Origin of the sequence: Shewanella sp. BF02_Schw (assembly GCF_014596695.2) — a bacterium.
Taxonomy (GTDB): Bacteria; Pseudomonadota; Gammaproteobacteria; order Enterobacterales; family Shewanellaceae; genus Shewanella.
Window position 1 is genome coordinate 346,747 of the sequence record NZ_JABKAW020000004.1, and the last position, 20,915, is coordinate 367,661.

Genomic DNA, 20,915 nt, shown 5'->3' on the forward strand with positions numbered 1-20,915 from the left:
TCATTATGTTATATAAATTAATTGAGATTGCCGTTGAAAAGCGGTTATTGGTGTTACTTGGATTACTGGCCACTGTGGTGGCATCGGTATTCATGTTACCAAAACTAAATTTAGATGCGTTTCCGGATGTCACTAATGTGCAGGTGACCATTAATACTGAAGCGGAAGGTTTGGCGGCAGAAGAGGTCGAGAAGCTGATCAGCTATCCTGTCGAATCGGCAATGTATGCATTACCGGCGGTGACCGAGGTGCGTTCATTATCACGTACTGGTTTATCGTTAGTGACAGTGGTGTTTGCCGAAGGTACCGATATTTATTTTGCACGTCAGCAAGTGTTTGAACAACTGCAAGCTGCAAAAGAGTCGATTCCTGCGGGTGTCGGTAACCCTGAAATTGGCCCGAATACCTCTGGTTTAGGGCAAATTTATCAATACATTTTACGGGCTGAACCCGAAACCAATATCAGCGCATCTGAGCTGCGGAGCTTAAATGACTATTTAGTGAAGTTGATATTAATGCCGGTGAGTGGGGTGACTGAGGTGCTGTCGTTTGGCGGCGAGGTGTTGCAATACCAAGTGCAAGTTGATCCTAATAAACTGCGCAGTTATGGCTTGTCGCTGACCCAAGTTAGCCAAGCATTGGAAAGTAATAACCGTAATGCTGGTGGTTGGTTTATGGACCAAGGCCAGGAGCAATTAGTGGTTCGTGGTTATGGTTTGTTGCCCGCTGGCGACGCAGGTTTACAGGCCATTGCCGACATTCCGTTAACCGAAATCAATGGCACGCCAATACGAGTGGCCGACATTGCTAATGTGGCTTTTGGTAGCGAAATAAGAGTCGGTGCAGTGACCATGTCGCGCAGGCAGGCAGCGGCTAATGGCTCGTCGTCCGATGTACAAGCGCTAGGTGAAGTGGTTGCAGGCGTTGTGCTTAAACGCATGGGCGCCAATACCAAAGCCACTATTGATGACATCAATTCACGTATTAGTTTAATTGAGCAATCCTTGCCAAAAGGAGTGTCATTTGAGGTGTTTTACGACCAAGCGGATTTAGTCGATAAAGCGGTCACGACTGTGGTTGAAGCGCTATTGATGGCCTTTGGATTTATCGTGATTATTTTGGCGTTATTTCTGGTCAATATACGGGCGACATTGTTGGTATTACTGTCGATCCCAGTGTCGATCGGGATCGCACTACTGATCATGTCTTACTACGGCATGTCAGCCAATTTAATGTCTTTAGGTGGCCTTGCAGTTGCGATTGGTATGCTAGTTGATGGTTCAGTGGTGATGGTCGAAAACATCTTTAAACATGTTAGCGGCGAAACTGGCGTCAACCAATCAGCTGAAGTTCATGTTGATAGTGATGTTGACAGTGAATCTGATGCACAAACCCAAAGCATGGCGATTAGGATCATGTTGGCGGCAAAAGAAGTGTGCAGCCCTATCTTCTTTGCAACAGCGATTATCATCGTAGTATTTATGCCGTTATTTGCCCTAGAAGGTGTAGAGGGTAAATTATTTCAACCTATGGCCGTGAGCATTATTCTCGCCATGATGGCAGCATTAGTTGTGGCGTTATTTGCAGTGCCTGCATTGGCGGTATTTCTATTTAAACGCGGTATTGTAGTGCGTCAAAGCAAAGTGTTGGCCCCCATTGACGCAGTCTATCGACGAGTACTCACGCTAGTGTTATCAAGCCCTAAATCGGTGATGTTAGCGGCAGTTGTTTTGTTTGCTGCAAGTATGCTGTTATTGCCAAAGCTAGGCACTGAATTTGTGCCTGAATTAGAAGAGGGCACCATCAACTTACGGGTGACACTGGCGCCTACAGCCAGTTTGGCCACTTCGGTCAACGTTGCGCCTAAAATTGAAGCCATGCTGCTTGAGTTTCCTGAGGTGGAATATGCGTTAAGTCGAATCGGGGCACCCGAACTTGGCGGCGACCCTGAGCCTGTGAGTAATATTGAAATATATATTGGTCTTAAACCGATAGAGCAATGGACATCGGCAAGCAATCGCTTTGAGCTACAGCGTTTAATGGAGCAACGGCTAGCGATGTTCCCAGGACTATTGCTAACCTTCTCACAACCGATAGCGACTCGAGTCGATGAGTTGTTATCGGGCGTTAAAGCGCAGTTAGCGATTAAGATATTTGGCCCCGATTTGAGCATCTTGTCGGAAAAAGGTCAGGTGTTAACCGATTTAGTCGCTGCCATTCCTGGGGCGGTTGATGTGTCGCTAGAACAAGTCAGCGGTGAAGCTCAGTTAGTGGTTCGACCTAAACGTGAAGTCCTTGCTCGCTATGGTATAAGCGTCGATGAAGTCATGAGTTTAGTCACTCAAGGTATTGGTGGTGCCAGTGCAGGCCAAGTGATTGATGGTAACGCCCGTTATGACATTAATCTGCGATTAGCGGCGCAATATCGTAATGCGCCAGATGCGATTGAAGACTTGCTACTCAGTGGTGCTAATGGCGCGATTGTACGCTTGGGCGATCTCGCTGATGTGGTGATTGAAATGGCGCCGCCGAATATTCGTCGTGACGATGTACAGCGCCGAGTGGTGGTGCAAGCCAACGTATCGGGGCGTGACATGGGCTCGGTAGTCAACGATATTTATGCCATTGTGCCGCAAGCGGAGTTACCTGCTGGCTATACGGTTGTGGTGGGCGGCCAATATGAAAACCAGCAACGGGCGCAACAAAAGCTAATGTTGGTGGTGCCCATTTCTATCGCACTTATTGGCTTATTGCTGTATTTCTCGTTTGGGTCACTCAAACAAGTGGCATTGATTATGGCTAACGTGCCATTGGCATTAATCGGCGGCGTAGTGGCTTTATATGCCACTGGCACCTATTTGTCGGTGCCCAGTTCAATCGGCTTTATCACCTTGTTTGGTGTTGCGGTGTTGAATGGTGTGGTGCTGGTGGACTCGATTAACCAGCGCAGACAATCAGCAGATGAAAGCTTGTACGACAGTGTTTATCAAGGCACGGTAGGGCGGTTGCGTCCGGTGTTAATGACGGCACTCACCTCTGCATTGGGGCTGATCCCTATCTTGTTATCATCTGGTGTGGGCAGTGAAATTCAACAACCATTAGCGGTGGTGATCATTGGCGGCTTGTTTAGCTCAACGGCTTTGACTTTACTGGTGTTGCCGACGGTTTATCAGTGGTTATATCGAGATAAGTTATCATCGAGATAAAGCCAATTAGCTAAATAACATTTCAATTTTAAGCCTAATTATCTGATTAGGCTTTTTCATTTTTATTCGTAAATTGCTCGAAAATAAACCTTGCTTATTTATGATTACAGTTGTAATTTAAACAAACGGATTACACCTGTAATCCATTTTCAGCCTAACAAGTACTAACAACAAATGAGCGATATCACATGAAAGAAATCAGCAATAGTGAATTAGTCGTGTTGCAGCAGCTTTGGCAGCAGTCGCCATTAACCTCGAGTGAAGTGGTTGATGCATTAGAACAAAGCCATAACATGCATGAAAAAACGGTTAAAACTTTGCTTAATCGTTTAGTCAAAAAGCAAGCCGTCAGTTTTGAAAAACAAGGTCGGGTTTACCATTACTCACCATTAATTGCTGAGCAGGACTATACCGTTAAAGAGTCGCTTTCTTTTGTGGACCGCATGTTTGCTGGCAAGTTAACCCCATTGGTTGCCGGTTTTGCACAAAAGAACAAGCTGTCGGCAGAAGATGTCGCCGAACTGCAAATCTTACTTGATGATTGGCAAAAGGAACAAAAGTGATGATTACTTGGTTTATGGAACAAACCATCTCATTGAGCGTGGTGTGTTTGGCTTTACTGGTAATGCACCGGTTTATATTGTCTAGAGTTGGGGCGCACTATACCTATTTTATGTGGATATCAGTGCCACTATTGATCATTGCCGATTTACTGCAAATAATATTACCGCACACCGTTAACTGGTTTGGCAGTAATAATACTGCCTCAATCATCCAGCAATATTATGTGTTTGCTAGCGATACCGCTGCGTTGTCGGCAGGCTTACTTGACCTGTTATACCTGCCTTACCTCTACGGTGCAGTTATCACGTTATTGGTCGCTAATATCGTGATGGAATATGGCTATCTACAACGGTTAATCCAGCATGGACGTCAGCTAAATATTCCTTCTGTAAAGCTTAACGTATTAGTCCATCCAGATATTGAATCACCTATGCTCGCAGGGTTTATTACCCCCAGTATTTTAGTCCCTAATAGTTTTATGTTACTCGATGAAAGCCAGCAGCAAGCCATTATTCAGCATGAGGTTTATCACTATCAACGTGGTGATTTATGGGCAAATGCCCTGGCTTATGGATTAACCGTATTGTTTTGGTTCAATCCGTTGATGTGGTTGAGTTACCGCCGATTTAGACAAGATCAAGAATTGTCATGTGATGCACAAGTCACTGCCGATATGAAAGCCCAAGCTAAAATTGCCTATAGCAGAACACTATTGGCCTATTCACAACATGCACCTTTGAGCATGTTACACACCCATTATGGGGATAAAACCATCTTAAAAGAGAGGATCTTACAGATGAAAAAGCAACATGGAAAAAGCACCTTAGCATTAATTGGAATGACATTGGCTATTGGTGTTAGTGCCTTTATGTTTAATCCGCAGGTATTTGCAGGCAATAATCTCAGCGTTGAAAACAAAACCGACTCTATGGCAATGCCTGTGATAAGAATTGAGCCTAGCTATCCAATTGATGCCGCTAAAGAAGGGCTTAATGGCTATGTGCAAATGTCATTTGATATCAGTCCAAATGGCAGTGTGAACAATGTTAGAGTGACCAAGTCGTCGCCGAAACAAGTGTTTGATGCATCGGCGGTTGCGGCGCTTGAACAATGGAAGTATCAACCCTCTGCAACTGGGTTTAAAGACCTACAAGTACAATTAGACTATGTGATCCATCAACCTGATAAATCAGTTGAGAGAATCACTGTAAAATAACCTATATCAAAGATACTGAAAATGATTCAATGCCTCATTGTTATGGGGCATTGAATCATTTTTATAGATCAGGATTTTTGGGCTGCAGTTTTAGCCCTAGTTTATTGGCTAGCGGTTCAATTGCGGCGCCTTGAACAATGACCGAAATCAGTACAATGAAAAACACCATGTGGATCATTTCACGGGACCCCTCTACTCCTGCCGCAGCGGGAATAAGCGCAAAGACAATTGGCGTAGCACCTTTTAATCCGATCATAGAAACAAACAAACGTTTGCGCCAATTAGCTTGTTTAAATGGCAAGTAGCACAGCTGTACAGCCAATGGGCGCGCGACGATAATAAGTAATATGGCTGGGAGCAATGATGCCATGAACACCGGCATTAATTGCTGCGGGAATATCTGTAAGCCTAAAATGATGAACATTAATGACTGCGCTAACCACGATATACCATTAAAGAAATGCTTACTGACTTCAGCGCCCTTCTTTAAATAGTTGCCGATGATCACCCCAGCAATATAAACCGCAATAAGTTCGTTACCACCTAAGATTTCGGTACTTGATACTGTAATGGCAAAACTGGCCAAAATAAAAACAGGAATAAGTCCGAATTCAGGCAGTTTAATGTTATTAAGTGCCCAAACGGCTAATTTACCCATTATTAACCCAACGACAGCCCCAACACCAATTTGCTGGCCGAGACTCGATATCACTGAAAGTGCTGTGGGTGCGCCGTTGGCACTATTGATAATAAAGTCGGTTAACATCACCACCATTAACAAGGCTACAGGGTCATTGGTAGCTGATTCGAATTCTAAAATGGTGCCCGTACCGTGTTTTAATTTAAGTTTTTTTGACTCTAAAATAGAGAATACGGCCGCAGCATCAGTAGACGACACTACCGCGGCGAACAACATGCAAGTAATAAGGTTAAAGTCGAGTAACGCATTAAGGATAAAGCCAAAAATAATGGTAGTGAATATCACCCCAGCAGTGGATAACATGCCACCTTCTTTCCAAGAAAACTTAATGTGTTTCATTGGCGTATTTAGGCCACCGACAAATACTATGGTGTTTAATGCTAAGGTGCCGATAACTGAAGTCAGTTGCAGGTCGTCGTATACAAAACCAAATTCACCATTGCCAAATGCCAAGCCGACACCCATAAAGATTAATAACGACGGTAAGCCTAATGTTTTAGAAGGGTGATGGAGTAAAATGCCAATAGCAATAAGTATGGAGATCCCTAAAATAATAATATCTGATGGCATATGGGCACTCCTTGTGTGATGAAGATTGTATCAAATGGCTATTTTAGCATTAAAATCGCCTAAACTTACTTTATGAGCATTTATTAATATTTTTTTATATTCTTATAATCAATTTGATTAATGTCATTGCCGTGTGTTTATTAGACTATATAAGTGTAATAAATAGCCACTCACATTAACCTTTTTTGTTAACACATCTTGCTTAATCATCTTGTTGATAGTGGATGCGACATTTTTAGTTAACAAATTACCTCATTAGTGAGGTGTTAATATTAGCGTAAGCAGTATCACTGGGAGTTAACATGGCCATATTCATTAGCTTGTGGGGCGTAATCACATTCAGTTTTGGCCTGTTCATGATGCTGGCTCCAGCGCATTTTGCAGACCAAATTGTTCGTTTTAGCCATCAACGCTATTTCCATTACATTGAAATTATATCTCGGTTAGTTATTGGGGCGGTCTTACTGCTCGATGCGCATAACACTTCATCACCATTAGTGTTCGAAGTGATAGGTAATTTATTGTTTATTATTGCAATTGTTCTTGTTTTTATGACCGAAAAACATCACAAACAGTTTGCTTTATGGTCTGCTTCATATTGTGTCAAAGCATTTAGACCCGCGGGATTTTGTGCCATCATTTTTGGTTTGTGGACCGTTTATGTTAGCTATTATTAAGTTGATTAGGTCTAAAACGTTATATTTTCGCTTTTTTTGTTAAAAATTTATGCCATTCAAATCTCCTCCTAAGGTGCATAGCCATTGGATTTGCACATTTCTGTCATGTTAATGAAATGTGACTGTCATGTTTACGCAGTCTTTTTGTCATTTTTGCAGGTTAGCTTGTCATCCAGCCAACTAACTCACACGCTTAAATCCGTCTTCGGAGATGACAATGGAACTGAAAAACATTTTTAAACTTACTGCACTTTCTACAGCCCTTGCTGCAACATTAGGGCTCGCTGGTTGTGGTGGTGATATTAATATCAATGCGGGTAGCGATACTGTTACACCTACTACGCCAACAACTCCAACTACACCCACTCAGACAGTTCAAGAAAAATCATACAGTGGCTTTGCAACTAAAAGCACCACAATGACAGCCGTTGATGGTAAAGAAGTTTGGGTATTAAAAGGTACGTTAGCTCCTTCTACTGCAGCATCAACGATTACCACTGGTGGCCAAGATGGCGACAAAATAGTGTTAGGTAATGACGTTGTATGGCAGCTTGATGGCGCAGTGATTGCCGGTGGCGATAATGCTAACGCGGTTGAGTTATCAATATTACCTGGCACCAAAATCTTAGGTGGCAGTGATTCTTATTTAGTGGTTAGCCGCGGTTCAAAAATCATGGCTGACGGTACGGCAACAGCGCCAATCGTATTTACGTCTGTTGAAACGGCTTTAGGCCAAGAAGGTAAAGCGGGTCAGTGGGGTGGTTTAGTTTTATTGGGTAATGCGCCAGTAAACACCTGCCCAGATTTAACCAATTGTTCAGCGTCTTTTGAAGTGGGTAACCACAGCTACGGTGGTAATGATACCGAAGACAATTCAGGTTCAATCAAGTATGTACGCGTTGAGTTTGGTGGTTTCAAAATCAATGACACCCAAGAAATGAACGGTATTAGTTTTGCCGGTGTGGGTGCGGGTACTGAAATTGACCACGTACAAGTTCACATGAATAACGATGATGGTTTTGAATTCTGGGGCGGTAATGTTTCAGTAACAAATATCGTACTGACAGAAAACTTTGATGACTCGTTAGATTGGACAAACGGTTGGCAAGGTAGCGCGCAGCACGTTTATATTCGTCAAGCGGACAATGCTTCTAACCGTGGTATTGAAGCTGACAGTAACAGTGATGCCAGCGCTGTACCTATGTCAAAACCAGTGTTAGCCAACTTTACTATTCAGGTTGCTAATGGCACCAACAGTGGTGGTGACGATGCGGAAGGTATTTTATTCCGTAAAGGCACTGGCGTGAATACTTATAACATTCTTGTTAAAGGTGACGTTGATTCTGGCGAATGTTTAGAGGTTAACGACGACAATACCGTTAACAACGCCAACACCGCTGAATTGACGATGCAAAACAGCTTAATTGACTGTGTTGAACCGTTCAAAAGTGCCAAGGCAGATGCTGCAGAAGGCCGTGCTTTAGCGCTAGATGTAGAAGCTTGGTACAACGGTCAAGACGGTAACTTAGTTGCCGCTTCTGATTTAACTGATTACATGCCTAATTCATCATCTGTTGCATTAACGGCTGGTAAGGCTGATTTGGCTAACCTTGATGCGCGTTTGGTTAATGCCAACTATATTGGTGCATTTGATGGCACTAACGACTGGACTAAAGGCTGGACTACAGCTATTCATGACGATGTGACGCCAACGCCAACTGAATTGCCAGTATTAACTTCTTGTCCTGTAGGCACAACAGCTTCAGCAGCGGCAACAGGGTTATATAAAGATGCATCAATCACGTTAATTTGTACCCTTGAAGGCAATGTCTTAAGCAACACGACGCTTCTCGCTGGCCAAAACGTAATGTACAAAATTGATGGCGGTGCAGTAGTAGTAGGTGGTGATAACACAACACCTGCAACATTAGCCATTCAAGCGGGTACTAAGCTATTCGCGACATCTAACAGTTTTATCGCGGTGAGTCGTGGCTCAAAAATTATGGCTCAAGGTAGTGCAACTCACCCAATTGAAATGACCTCTGAAGAAGATGTTATTGCGGGTGCAAGTGGCGAACGTGGTCAATGGGGTGGTTTGGTTATTCTAGGTAATGGTTTAACCAACACATGTCCTGATCATAATGCTTGTTCAGCGTCGTTTGAAGTCGGTGACTTCCCGTACGGTGGTAACAACAATGCTGATAACAGCGGTCAAATCAGCTACGTAGTGATTAAGTATGCTGGCTTTAAAGTGAATGATACTCAAGAAATGAACGGTATCTCATTTGCAGCAGTGGGCAGCGGAACTCAAGTAGACCATATTCAAATTCACGCTAACGGCGACGACGGTGTTGAGTTTTGGGGTGGTGCAGTTAACTTGAAATATGTTTACTTAACAGCCAACTTCGATGACAGCTTAGATTGGACTAACGGTTGGACAGGTAAAGCACAGTTTGTGTATATCACTCACGAAGACGGTAATGCTAACCGTGGTATCGAAGGTGATAGCCATAAAGGTGCTACGGATACTCCAGTGTCAGCGCCTAAATTAGCTAACTTCACTATTTTACCGGGTACAGATATTACTAACGCAAGTGGTGATAAAGGTGAAGGTATCTTGTTACGTGTTGCTACTGCAGGTGAGTTATACAACGTGCTAGTACAAGGTCGTAAAGGCACTACTGCTGAAACTGAGTCTGGCGAATGTTTAGAGTTAGATGGCTCTTACGCTGGTTTAGTCGACAACGTAAACAACAGCACTTTGACTATGTCTCATTCAATTATCGACTGTAACGAGCCCTTTAAGTACAGCTCTGATAATGCCGCAACAGCAGACGCTGTGAATGTTGAAACCTGGTTCATGGGCCAAGAAGGTAACTCAACAGCTGCAGTGACTATCACTGACGGTATGCCAGCAGCTACAGATACAACGCTACTTGGCAAAGGTAAAGACTTAAGCACAGATGATAGCTTCTTCGAATCAACCAACTTTATTGGTGCATTCGATGGCCAGAATGACTGGCGTCAAGGTTGGGCTTACTTTCCACAGTAATCACCTCGATAACATTAATCTGTGACCTATTAATAGCCGCCCGCAAGGGCGGTTATCTCTGAACCGCATACAGGATAGTTAAGTATGAAAACCAAGCCGAGTTTTACCGTTAATAAGTTAAGCCTTGCCATTATCTCTGTGATTTCTGCGGCGACACTATTAACAGCTACCCCCGTATACTCGCAAGAACCAGCGCCTGTTCGTGATCCTGGTGAAGTGATTCCAATTGAACCGATAGAAGTGATTTCAGTTACTGGGCGTCTACGTAGCTCTGCATCAGAAGCAACTGAAGAACGTCGTGAACAAATTGCTGTAGCCGATATTATGGGCTCAGAACAAATTTCAAGAACCGGTGACGGTGATGCCGCCGCAGCGCTTCGTCGTGTGACAGGTTTAACCTTAAAAGATGGCAAATTCATTTATGTTCGTGGCTTAGGTGAGCGTTATTCAAGTACCTCACTGAATGGCGCGACAGTGCCGTCACCGGATCCAACCCGTAACGTAGTGCCTTTAGATATGTTCCCTGCATCGATCATTGAATCGCTATCGGTGCAAAAGTCTGCCTCAGCCAATTCACCTGCCGCATTTGGTGGTGGGCATGTTGATATTCGCACTAAATCAATTCCGGCCGATTTCTTTTTTAAAGCGTCAGTTGGCGGCCGTTATAACACCAATGACTCAAACGACAGCTACACCTACAACGGGGGTGGCGATGATTGGACCGGCCAAGACGATGGCACTCGCAGCATGCCAAGCAACATTAATAACACCATTAATCAATATGGTGGAATTAGCCCGATTGATATCGTGAGTAATTCTAATGGCGCTATAAATTACCCAGCAGCACAACAAGTTAACCGCGAATTGGCACTAGACATGTACCGCGATATGACGGTGCACAGCCAAAGTACAGACCCTGCAATGCGCGGCGATATCGCCATTGGTGATCGTTGGGACATTACCGACGACATTATCTTTGGTGCATTGTCAGCCGTGTCTTACAAGAAGCAAGCTGAAAACTACACTAAACGTGAAGTTGAGCTTGATGGTGATAGCAGCCAAGTACAAGTTGAAAACCAGAAAGACATCGTCGGTACTGATTCAATAGTCCAAGTGTCTGGCATGCTTAACTTAGGCTTAGAGATTGGCTACAACCATAAAATCGAAACCTTCACCACTTACCTGCAAGACACTTCCGATGACGTGTCTATGGGGATTGAAGAAACCATCGATACCTTGGGCGAACCAAATGCACTGCAAGTTTACGCCATTGATTACGAAGAACGTTCGCTTATCAGTAACCAAATTAAAGGTCATCATTTTATTGAATATTTGAATGACTCTGAATTTAATTGGAAGTTCTCCGATGCACGTTCTGAGCGTTATGCCCCGAATGAAGTGTCGTATACCTACAACGTGATTTTAGATGAGAGCAATCAATTATTATCACGTAACCTCAATACTCAAGATGCACCCAAGTATGTTTATAGTCGCCTAGAAGATGACAGCCAAAACTATGGTTGGGACTTTATGTACCCCATTAATCTAGACGGTGCAGTGGTTAAACTGACTACCGGCTATGAATACTTTGAGCGTACTCGCGAAAGCTATGCAACTCGCTTAGGTTTTGATGTCGATTTAAGCCCAACTGATGCCAATGGCGCTATTTTAGCGGGTGATTTTGATGAGATTTTCTCTGATAAAAACATTACCGACAATACCTTAGGGCTAGAGCTAAAAGACGCATCAACTGACACCGAAGACTATATTGCCGCCGAGAAAAACGACGCTGCATTTGTGAGCATGGACATCGACTTTGACGATGTTTGGCGCGTCTATGCTGGTATTCGTTATGAAGATTTCCGTCGCGTCACTTTGCCTATCGACCCAAATGGTGAAATATCAGATGAAGGTGGTCGTTATCAGTTATCTGACTACGTGATAGCAGAAGACGGTTGGTTCCCATCGTTGTCATTAACCTGGAAGCAAACCGACACCACCCAATGGCGTTTTGGCGCGAGTAAAACCATTGTACGACCAGATCTACGTGAAGTGTCACCGGTTCGATTCCAAGACCCCGTTACCGGTTTTGACTTCTTCGGTAACCCAGAGTTAAAGAGTTCAGACATTCTTAACTTAGATTTACGTTGGGAATACTATTCTGATTCAGGCAATAATTTCAGCATGGGCGCATTCTATAAAGATGTAGACGCACCGATTGAACCTATTCAACGTATTTCAGAAGCTGGGCGTCAGCTCAAGTTTTATAACGCGCAGTCGGGCTATGTGTACGGCCTTGAAACCGAGTTCTTACAAGAGCTTGAATTTTTGGGTAGTGATGGCAGCATTTGGGAAGACTTCTTTGTTGCGGGAAACTTAACCCTTGGCGACTCAGAAATAGATATTGCTGCTAACGGCGAAATTGACCCAACCAATAAAACGCGCCGCATGACCGGACATTCACAATGGGTGGCTAACTTGCAGTTAAGTTACGACTCGTCAGACAGTTATCACAGTGCCACATTAGTGTATAACGTGTTTGGTGAACGTATTGCTTATGGTGGTCGTGGAGGTTTAGACGATGTATTTGAAAAGCCATTCCATAGCCTTGATTTTACGTATAGTTTCTTCCCGACAGATAGTTTTACGGTAAAAGTAAAAGCGAAAAATATCTTAGGTGAAACTACTGAATACGAACAGCAAGATCTGCAAGTGTACGCCAAAGACCCTGGCACAGAGTTCACCTTGCAGTTTAGCTATGAGTATTAATACGTTTAATAGCCATATGTAATCGTCACGTTCAAGAGTCACGTTTAAAAGAGTACTTGTTTTTAGCGGTTTTTACTCATCATTTCAATCGCTAAAAATGTGCACGGCCACTTTCTTCGGAACAAAGAAAGTGGCCTTTTTTGTTTAAGCATATTATGAAATTTATACCGGTAATGCGCTTATATACATCCAAAAGAGCAGGTCAACAGCATGAGTGTGCGCTTTTTACTCACAATGAATGATTTAAATATAGAATCACTTCCAATCATTCATAAAGAGAAAAAGTTATGAGCAAATGTAGTTTGAAAAATATACTGAGTCTGTTCGTAAAACGTTCGTAATCTCGCCCAGCCCAAAAGAGTCACTAATTGATAAAACCCATTCTATTGGATAATAGTAATTTGCAATCGAATGGGTAAAATAAACAGTGAGTATTTTTAAGTAAAATCGAAATTACTATTTAGCAGGGATAGCGAATGAACAATCGTTTACAGTGGCCCCGTCGTGTCATATTACTGGTTTTTTTAGCGCTTGCTTACCCTATTCTAAGTCATGGAGTTAATATGTTTGGTTGGTTTAAAAAAAAGGAAGTCTTTTTAAGCTCAGAAGTTAATGGTGTTATTACCAAAAATGGTAATCCAGTGGCTAATTTAGAGGTGACGCGTTCATTAATGTATATTGATGAAAAAGATCATCTTGATGTGGCTATTACCGATAGTAAGGGTTATTTCCATTTTCCTCAAAAAAGCATTCGTTCATCTATTCCTAATAGACTTTTCTCTGAAGACAGAGTGTCACAACAGATTACTGTAGTTTACGATAATGAGCTGCTAGCAATATGGTCTGCTAACCATATTGGTATTGAGGAAGTGCCAGAGTTTTCTAAAAAGCTATCTTTTATGAATTGTGAATTGACCGATAAGCGTGTGAGTTTTCAATTTAACAATACCAATAACGAACATCTTGATCATATGGCTTCAAGCATCTGCCGCTGGGGTGAGGATTATACTCCCGTATTAGTTTATGATGGTGACAAGGAATATATTGTTGAAGATGGTGATTTTAATAAACTAACGGATCGTTTTACCGGCAAGGAAGTCGAATTATGAGTAACACAATTTCACCTAGCACAGCAGCTAGTATAGCCTCAAGAGTATATGATACTAGGAAAAATAAAAGTTTTCAGAGTGACTTTCATCTTGATTTTATTAAAAATTTTAAAATAACTAATAGTCAGATCCAAGGCGTTAGTGGTGGCTTAGTTAACCAACTATTGAATCGCAGTACTGGCTTTGCATTAACGGCACAAGGGATCTCGCCACAATTTAAACAGCATCATATTATTAGTGTTCGTGGCACTGTTTTTACGTCATTTGCTGACTGGTTAACTAATGGCAATATTGCTATAACAGTTGGGCCTAAAAGTCTTGAAGTACACTCAGGATTTGAAAAAGCTTTTAGCAGTATGCAGTCTGAATTTAATGATTATGTAGCACTGCATAAACCTCATTGTTTACATGTTGTGGGTCATAGTTTGGGTGGGGCTATTGCGCAATTAACAGCGCTTTGGGCAAGTGAGAAAGGGATTGACACCAAGTTATATACCTTTGGTGCGCCAAGGGTTGTTACTGAGAGATTTGTTCACCAAGCATCTACTAATATCGAGCATTATCGTGTTACGCATGGTGCGGACCCTGTACCAGCAGTTCCGGTATGGCCCTTTAGTCATACTGTCGGTGAGTACCAAACAGCAATGAACAGTGGATCTTTTTTCTCGATTGGTGCGCATTCTATGGAAAAAGCCACACCTGGTTATGTCAATACCGTTGCATCATATAAGAGCTATAGCGCGATGAATAGAGCTCTTAAAACGCTTAACCATAAGCATACGGTACTAAAATATGATCAACGTCATAATGCATCATTCTCTCAACGCTGGCAGCAAATCATTACCGATGCTTTAATCACTCTTTTGAAAAAAACAGGTCAGTATGCATTAATTGTCGCCCAAGCCTCTTTAAGTCATGGTTTGCAGTTTTATGACATATTAGCTCGCTGCCTGCATGGTATCGTTGTTAAGTCAACTGATGAAATAGCTGAGGAGTTAAGAGGTTTATTAGGTCACATGCTAGTTTTTGCTGGAAATAGAATACAAACGGTTAAAGAAATGAGTGTGAAGTTTATTCGCTGGGTTTTAGGCTTGATGATAAAAACACTATATACAACCGCAAAACAAGCTATTGAGCTGGTATCTTAAACCTAGATTGACGATGAAATTCTCAGTGAATAGATTAGTGGCCGAGTGCTCTGCGGCCTCAACGGCTGACGTGAGTCGTGGCGTTGAGGCTACACCAGATCAAAGGGGCAAAGCGTTTTTATCCCTTTTAAAATCCTCTGCACCCCAGACTAAAAATGCTGAAAAGCGCATATTTTCGATGGGGAACTATCCCGCTTTAAAGCGTATCTGTAGTCAGCTCCTGCCATTGTCGTCTAATACAACAGTACCTCATGGTTCCGACGGGCCGCCCTTGGCCTAATGAAAGCTAGCGCAGCATACATGCCAAACTCACGGAATTTTCTCGATGTCCTCAATTCATATGGGTCATGTAAAAAACTAAAACTACTCACCTATGGATTTATTTCAATATTTTTGCTTTTACAATTTTCTATAAATGAAGCTAAATCGAAGAGACAAAATCTCAGGTGCAGATAAGTCAGCGAGTATCAAAAATATGAGTATCGTGGGGAATTAGATAATAACCGTCGTGACATTATTATCGCTATAAAAATCAAGACAACTATGAGCTTGCGCTAGACAATAGAGAATGTATTTCATTCGATAATAAAGGTGGCGGTGTTTAATCAAATTGAAACAATTTCAGGTATGCAAATGTTAAGATCTGAAATCTCATCAAAGGAGAGATTGTTTTGGAAATCAGTCCACTATGGTTGCAAAGTAAAATGAAGATATTATCGTTTTTATTATTTATCTTAACTACCTCATCTTCACAAGTTTTAGCGGATGAGTACTTAGATTTTGGTATGAATTTATTGGGTGATAAATTTACTGCCTTTGAAATCAAACATGATAAATGTTTAAGTATGTCAAAAATGAATCAATTATCTGAGAACAGTATAGACATTCTGAAGCAGTTACCCATTTCAGCTGGGGAGGCTTTAGGTTATTTGCATCTTAAAGCGATGAGACTTTGTGTTGGAGATGAATACACAGAGTTACTCCAAGTGCTTTTAGACTTAGAATATGAAAATAAGAAAAAACAAAATACTTTTGTCGGTCAAGAAATAGACAAAATAAAATTGTTAATATTTTCTGTTTCAGAATTGAGAGCGCAAAAAAAGTTTGATTCATTACTTGCGAGATACCGAAGTAAACTGCAGTTAGTGAAAGGTATTAATCAACCATTTGATATGACAAATGCATTTGAACGAGCATGGTTATAACAAATCAGTAATCTTTAAAATTTCGATGAATATGAGTTATTCGTTTTTTATCTTTTTAGTAACCATCTCGGATATTGTTGTTAGAATACACCAACTTTTGCCTGCGGCTGCTCGAGTAACTCATCATTATGTTTAATCGTATTTCTGTGTTTTTGTATTTAATCTTAGCTTTATCAACCAGTGCATGTGCTATGCCGATAGGCATGACCCAAGCGGGTAGCATTACCGCCCCGACCATTGACGAAGCCAGTGGTTTGGCAGTATCGCGGCTCAACGACAATATATTGTGGGTACATAACGACAGTGGCGACACAGCAAGAATTTTTGCCATCGATACCCAAGGCCATCAGTTGGCCACAGTCAACATTACAGGTGTTAGGAATACCGATTGGGAAGACATCGCCTCGTTCGTTTATCAAGGTGAGTCGTATTTATTGATCGCCGATGTGGGTGATAACCAAGCTAAACGATCGCAATATCAGTTACATCTGATCAAAGAGCCAGATTTAAGCCAGCTTAATGGACAAAAAACACTGGCGGCTAAACCCGTTTGGAGCATGACATTTACCTACCCAGATGGTGCACACGATTGTGAATCTGTGGCCGTTGATGTCGCCAAGCAAAAAATACTGTTATTGAGCAAACGCGATAAACTGCCAATATTATTCGAGCTGCCTTTAATCGCTCCGGTTTTAGGGCAAAGCGCTTCAAGCAATTCATCGGTTCAAATTGTTAACAAACAAGCCAAAAGGCTAGGCGAAATCGCGCCATTACCAACAGCCATGCTCGATTACGCCAGTATCTATACCTGGATTGGTTTTGCCGGGAAACCCACAGCCATGGATATATCAGCTGATGGTTTATCGGCGGTGGTATTAACCTACACTCACGCGTTCTATTTTACTCAAACTGAGCCAGGTGATTGGTTGACGCTGTTTTCTACGCCACCACAAGTGATTTCTCTGCCAGCGATAAAACAAGCTGAAGCCGTGGGTTTCAGCCAAGATGGTAACAGTGTTTTTATCACCTCAGAGATGATCCCAGCACCCTTGTATAAGATGGATTTGAAAGGTTTTCAGACTCAACAGTAGGTGATTTTCTTTATTTTTTAGATATGGCCTACGGCCACTAAGGTCGTGGCGCTTCGCTTACACCTGACTTTTCAAACTCCGTTTGAATTAAGATAGCAAGGTTCCACCCTGCACGGGCCAAAACCACCGTTATTCCGGTAATGCTTTTGAGCCGCAATCCAGCTCTATTCTTTTATGTTTTGTACTTATAGCCTCCGACATGCCCAATGGTGTCGTCGGGTGAAGTTCTAGAGGAACTGCTGGTGGCTTAATCTATGACTATTAGTAACTTAGGCTGAGTGTAGATGGATCATCTGATTCAATGTAAACTGCTCTAAATTGTTTAGAACCATTTTCACCTTCAATGATATTGGTAAAGGAATAGTTATCAATAAATTTAGACAATTCACTGGCACTTTCGTCATTACCATCAAAGTTAAAAGACACTAAACAAATTTTTCCAGCGCAAGAGTAACTTTCCGAATAAACGTGAATTCCCTCTAATTTATACAAACTCTCGGATAAAAGGCTTTCCCGCATTGCTGCATCTTCAGACTTTTCAATTGAATTAATACGTTCAATAAAGTTTTCAAAGTCATTCACGCGGAATGTTTCTTCTAAAGCAATTTGAGATACAGCTCCATCTTTATTTATGAAGCCTGATGTTAACTGTTCAGAACTCTGAAAATGACTTTTATTCAAATGGGTAAATTGGTTGAAGAAATCTTCATTATCCTCATCGACTAATTTTTTTGTGAATTCAATATTATTGGTTACTTCTGCGATTATCTCTTTATCTGTATTCGGTATGTGATTATCTGATGAAGTTTGCAGTTCAGAATTCATTGTCGGTGCGATATCAGGCAGAATAATAGGTTCAGTAGCTTGTTGATTAAAATATGAGTAGCAAAAATAAGTAAAAAATAAAACACAAACAAAGGCGATAATCGATTTCAACATAGTTGTTTTTTCCTTAAAACAAACTGTAGGTACATGACGAGCCTTAAATTACTTTATCGTACCATCACAATATTATCGATATATATACTAATCTGTTTATTGAGCTTGTACGTCTTCAATCAGTTTTTTCCACTGAGGATATTCAGCAAAGCTTTGTTGTAAGTCGCCCCAAGGGGTGAGTGCTTCGGCCATCGTCGGTGCTTTTTTTTGGCGGGTTTGGTATAAATAATAAAAGGCTGATGCACGATAATTAGCCGCGCAATGTACTAGCACGGGTGCGTCGCCATTTTGCTCCATCAGGCTAAAAAATTGCTGTAGATTCTCTTGGGTAGGGTTTTGCCAGTCCACACTAATATTGTGATAGTTCATGCCCAGTTGCGTGACGATCTGCTGCTCATTTTGTAATGCATGCGGATTGTCATTAGGAATAAGATTAATCACGGTTTTGATACCCGCTTGAGCAAGTTGTGCAAATTGCGGCTCTGTGGGTAAACCTGCGGTAATCACTTGCTGGTTATTAAATTTAATCGCTTTTATGTCGCCAAGCTTGCTGGTATCAATGTTGGCCATGCTGCTTGCGCGGTTCATATCGACACTATTCACTTCCGAGCTATTCACACCCGAACTAAATACTCCCGCACTAAAAAAGAAACAACACATTAATATGCTGGTGGACAGTAGGTTATAACGTTGCAGTATATTCATGTGGTTCCCTTGGGTTAATTTAATACGTGATGAGTTTTTTACTCTGTTCAAGTTAACGGCGCCATTAATGATAGTCAAATGTGATGACAATTTTGGATTGGTTGCTAACCAATAAAGTTTATTCTGACTCCATTAATTTCAAACGAAAAAAGAACACAAAGCGCTTTGTTGCGTACCACTGGAAGCACGTCGTTCGTTTGCTAGAAACATAAAAACGTAATCAAAATCAAACTAAAGTAGTACGGTGAGAAAAATAGAATAATTCTAATTTATTGATATTGTTTAATTTAATTTTTTAGCATTTAAATTCGATACTTTTAACGCGCAATTTCAGTTTTATATTTGAGTGTAAGAGTCATTAAATTGCTTTACTTCAATGAGATTGAGAATGTAGGATGATATAAATCAATAACTTAAACGGTCGGCTTTATTGGGCGAGCTGTTCAATAAGCTGTCTGTATTTAGGCAAATAGGGGAACCGTAGAAATTGAATCAATTAGCTGAAAAATCTATTAGGTGTCCTTACTGTGGAGAGGTCATTAAAGTTCTGATTGATCCATCAGATTCGGACCAGCAATATATTGAAGATTGCCAAGTATGTTGTAAACCTATAAATTTCTTAATTTCTGAAAGTGTTAATGGCGAACTATCAGTTAATGTTTATAGTGACGATGACGCGTTTTAATAAATACATAACTAATAAGGATAGGCCGCGCGAAGCCGCGTCCTTATCCCAAGTGTTGAACAAGCCCGAACACCTGAGAGTGACTCTTTATTATGTAATTAACAGCTCGAGAAAACGCGCTGTTTGATGTGATAGTTATCGTGCTAATTTTCTGTAGTCAGCAAGCTCCCTTAGCCCCTCTGCTAATTTTTTTAACACTATATTTCAGTATCTTAAATTAACTCCTTCATCGTATTGATTAAGCCATTATTCTTATTATCATTTCCCGCGTTAGGTTGTGAGCCGTAAGTTTGTCGGTCGTTTCACTATGCCCATAAAGCGCATTGGTTGCTGACAACAGGGGCAGCTGCGCGTCGCTAATCTGCGCTTTATCTCGGGAATGATTGGAAACACTGCCCCAGCAACCGCCAGTGTTAAAAAATGGGTGGCATTATTTTTTGATAGCATTGTTTTTTGATATTTTTAGCTTGGTAGTCAGGATTTTATTCGATGAGATTAACGATTTTAGTTTCAATTTTTGCAATCTGATTTTTAAACACCGTTAGGATTGTTTTATAATGTTCGGTTTTATTTAGACTTAAGGGCGATTGATTTCAAATGATTAATCTGATAACTTACTGGAATTATTGATAAATAAAGTTATTTTTAGATGAGTTTTTGAGAAGCATCTGAATGTTTTTTCAGAATTAATTCTAATACGCAGTTATGTATACAGGGAGTTACGTTGAGTAGTGTACAAACTTATTATCTATTTGGTTTTATTTTACTATCCGCAATATTAAATGCGTTCGTAGAGAGCGAGAGTATTGGTATAAAACTGTTGTGTTTAACTCTTTTATTCACAACTTTTGTGTTTGCTTCTTTATTTCATAGTTTAAGAATTAAGCTGGCTAAAGCTGAAGATAGAAATACATAGCAATGCACACAGGGCAACGAATAAATACTCGTTCGTTAGTTTTTAAAGCCGCAAGGAAGCGTTATGAAATACCAAAAAAACTTTTTTAACTGGCTTTGGTTAAGCATCTTTTCAATCGCAATAGTAGCGGGTATTTTTCAGCTAGGCCACTTAATAGGTCTCGTTGCCTATTCAAATGATTTTAGCTTCAATTCAGTTAGTATTTTGCAATTGGGGCTAATTTGTTCAGGTATTTGCGGAGTATTTTGGTTAGTTAGAGCCATCAATAAAATGAAAATATCGCATCAATATAGCTAACGAGTATTTTGGCAAAGTATTGTCAAAACCTTAAATGGTGCAAATATCGGGGCTTAAAATTTAGTG

At 41.2% G+C, this 20,915-nt stretch carries 15 protein-coding genes and 1 pseudogene; 12 read left to right on the plus strand and 4 right to left on the minus strand.

Features of this window, described 5'->3' with window-relative positions; genetic code table 11:
* Nucleotides 1-5 precede the first annotated feature (5 nt).
* The 3 genes from HNW13_RS16860 to HNW13_RS16870 all read left to right on the plus strand — a co-directional run bounded on the left by HNW13_RS16860 (nt 6) and on the right by HNW13_RS16870 (nt 4,986).
* Complete coding sequence (locus HNW13_RS16860) at nt 6-3,206, plus strand: CusA/CzcA family heavy metal efflux RND transporter (RefSeq protein ID WP_192114128.1); 3,201 nt, start codon at nt 6-8, stop codon at nt 3,204-3,206.
* Nucleotides 3,207-3,394: 188 nt separating this feature from the next.
* A complete protein-coding gene (locus tag HNW13_RS16865) occupies nt 3,395-3,769 on the plus strand; it encodes a BlaI/MecI/CopY family transcriptional regulator (RefSeq protein WP_192114129.1) in 375 nt (124 codons plus the stop codon).
* Nucleotides 3,769-4,986, plus strand: a complete 1,218-nt coding sequence (locus HNW13_RS16870; protein WP_192114130.1) for a M56 family metallopeptidase — start codon at nt 3,769-3,771, stop codon at nt 4,984-4,986. Before HNW13_RS16865 ends, HNW13_RS16870 begins: the two co-directional genes overlap by 1 nt.
* 61 nt (nt 4,987-5,047) lie before the next feature.
* On the opposite strand, the gene HNW13_RS16875 is transcribed toward HNW13_RS16870, so the two are convergent.
* Complete coding sequence (locus tag HNW13_RS16875) at nt 5,048-6,256, minus strand: potassium/proton antiporter (protein ID WP_192114131.1); 1,209 nt, start codon at nt 6,254-6,256, stop codon at nt 5,048-5,050.
* Nucleotides 6,257-6,558: 302 nt separating this feature from the next.
* On the opposite strand from HNW13_RS16875, the gene HNW13_RS16880 reads away from it, so the two are divergent.
* The 7 genes from HNW13_RS16880 to HNW13_RS16910 all read left to right on the plus strand — a co-directional run bounded on the left by HNW13_RS16880 (nt 6,559) and on the right by HNW13_RS16910 (nt 17,307).
* Nucleotides 6,559-6,933: a hypothetical protein gene (locus tag HNW13_RS16880; RefSeq protein WP_192114132.1), complete on the plus strand. Its 375-nt coding sequence runs from the start codon at nt 6,559-6,561 to the stop codon at nt 6,931-6,933.
* A 217-nt stretch (nt 6,934-7,150) separates the two neighbouring features.
* Nucleotides 7,151-9,985, plus strand: a complete 2,835-nt coding sequence (locus tag HNW13_RS16885) for a hypothetical protein (protein ID WP_192114133.1) — start codon at nt 7,151-7,153, stop codon at nt 9,983-9,985.
* Nucleotides 9,986-10,069: 84 nt separating this feature from the next.
* Nucleotides 10,070-12,754, plus strand: coding sequence for a TonB-dependent receptor (locus HNW13_RS16890; protein ID WP_192114134.1), 2,685 nt, complete (start codon nt 10,070-10,072; stop codon nt 12,752-12,754).
* Between the two features lie 476 nt (nt 12,755-13,230).
* Nucleotides 13,231-13,863: a DUF6795 domain-containing protein gene (locus HNW13_RS16895; protein ID WP_192114135.1), complete on the plus strand. Its 633-nt coding sequence runs from the start codon at nt 13,231-13,233 to the stop codon at nt 13,861-13,863.
* Nucleotides 13,860-15,011: a lipase family protein gene (locus HNW13_RS16900; protein WP_101085091.1), complete on the plus strand. Its 1,152-nt coding sequence runs from the start codon at nt 13,860-13,862 to the stop codon at nt 15,009-15,011. Before HNW13_RS16895 ends, HNW13_RS16900 begins: the two co-directional genes overlap by 4 nt.
* A gap of 671 nt (nt 15,012-15,682) precedes the next feature.
* The gene (locus HNW13_RS16905; protein ID WP_101085092.1) at nt 15,683-16,216 is read left to right on the plus strand and encodes a hypothetical protein; all 534 of its coding nucleotides are present in this window, start codon (nt 15,683-15,685) and stop codon (nt 16,214-16,216) included.
* A gap of 128 nt (nt 16,217-16,344) precedes the next feature.
* Nucleotides 16,345-17,307 carry a hypothetical protein gene (locus HNW13_RS16910; RefSeq protein ID WP_101085093.1) on the plus strand — a complete coding sequence of 321 codons (963 nt, stop codon included), beginning with the start codon at nt 16,345-16,347 and terminating at the stop codon, nt 17,305-17,307.
* Between the two features lie 261 nt (nt 17,308-17,568).
* On the opposite strand, the gene HNW13_RS16915 is transcribed toward HNW13_RS16910, so the two are convergent.
* Both HNW13_RS16915 and HNW13_RS16920 read right to left on the minus strand, forming a co-directional pair.
* The gene (locus tag HNW13_RS16915; protein WP_101085094.1) at nt 17,569-18,246 is read right to left on the minus strand and encodes a hypothetical protein; all 678 of its coding nucleotides are present in this window, start codon (nt 18,244-18,246) and stop codon (nt 17,569-17,571) included.
* 96 nt (nt 18,247-18,342) lie between these two features.
* Nucleotides 18,343-18,951, minus strand: coding sequence for a protein tyrosine phosphatase family protein (locus tag HNW13_RS16920; RefSeq protein ID WP_101085095.1), 609 nt, complete (start codon nt 18,949-18,951; stop codon nt 18,343-18,345).
* 487 nt (nt 18,952-19,438) lie between these two features.
* On the opposite strand from HNW13_RS16920, the gene HNW13_RS16925 reads away from it, so the two are divergent.
* On the plus strand, nt 19,439-19,636 hold the full coding sequence (locus tag HNW13_RS16925) for a CPXCG motif-containing cysteine-rich protein (protein ID WP_192114136.1): 198 nt from the start codon (nt 19,439-19,441) through the stop codon (nt 19,634-19,636).
* 270 nt (nt 19,637-19,906) lie between these two features.
* On the opposite strand, the pseudogene HNW13_RS23565 reads toward HNW13_RS16925, so the two are convergent.
* Nucleotides 19,907-20,053: pseudogene (locus HNW13_RS23565) on the minus strand (IS91 family transposase); the annotation flags it as partial.
* Between the two features lie 562 nt (nt 20,054-20,615).
* Between HNW13_RS23565 and HNW13_RS16930 the strand changes: the two are divergent.
* Nucleotides 20,616-20,849, plus strand: a complete 234-nt coding sequence (locus HNW13_RS16930; protein ID WP_192114137.1) for a hypothetical protein — start codon at nt 20,616-20,618, stop codon at nt 20,847-20,849.
* The last annotated feature ends 66 nt before the right edge of the window (nt 20,850-20,915 follow it).

Excerpts from the sequence above, each read along its gene's own strand:
- HNW13_RS16910 (WP_101085093.1), top strand. The coding sequence starts at position 16,345 with ATGTTTAATCGTATTTCTGTGTTTTTGTATTTAATCTTAGCTTTATCA.
- HNW13_RS16930 (WP_192114137.1), top strand. The coding sequence starts at position 20,616 with ATGAAATACCAAAAAAACTTTTTTAACTGGCTTTGGTTAAGCATCTTT.
- HNW13_RS16890 (WP_192114134.1), top strand. The coding sequence starts at position 10,070 with ATGAAAACCAAGCCGAGTTTTACCGTTAATAAGTTAAGCCTTGCCATT.
- HNW13_RS16915 (WP_101085094.1), bottom strand. The coding sequence starts at position 18,246 with ATGTTGAAATCGATTATCGCCTTTGTTTGTGTTTTATTTTTTACTTAT.
- HNW13_RS16920 (WP_101085095.1), bottom strand. The coding sequence starts at position 18,951 with ATGAATATACTGCAACGTTATAACCTACTGTCCACCAGCATATTAATG.
- HNW13_RS16880 (WP_192114132.1), top strand. The coding sequence starts at position 6,559 with ATGGCCATATTCATTAGCTTGTGGGGCGTAATCACATTCAGTTTTGGC.
- HNW13_RS16865 (WP_192114129.1), top strand. The coding sequence starts at position 3,395 with ATGAAAGAAATCAGCAATAGTGAATTAGTCGTGTTGCAGCAGCTTTGG.
- HNW13_RS16900 (WP_101085091.1), top strand. The coding sequence starts at position 13,860 with ATGAGTAACACAATTTCACCTAGCACAGCAGCTAGTATAGCCTCAAGA.
- HNW13_RS16875 (WP_192114131.1), bottom strand. The coding sequence starts at position 6,256 with ATGCCATCAGATATTATTATTTTAGGGATCTCCATACTTATTGCTATT.
- HNW13_RS16870 (WP_192114130.1), top strand. The coding sequence starts at position 3,769 with ATGATTACTTGGTTTATGGAACAAACCATCTCATTGAGCGTGGTGTGT.
- HNW13_RS16885 (WP_192114133.1), top strand. The coding sequence starts at position 7,151 with ATGGAACTGAAAAACATTTTTAAACTTACTGCACTTTCTACAGCCCTT.
- HNW13_RS16860 (WP_192114128.1), top strand. The coding sequence starts at position 6 with ATGTTATATAAATTAATTGAGATTGCCGTTGAAAAGCGGTTATTGGTG.
- HNW13_RS16895 (WP_192114135.1), top strand. The coding sequence starts at position 13,231 with ATGAACAATCGTTTACAGTGGCCCCGTCGTGTCATATTACTGGTTTTT.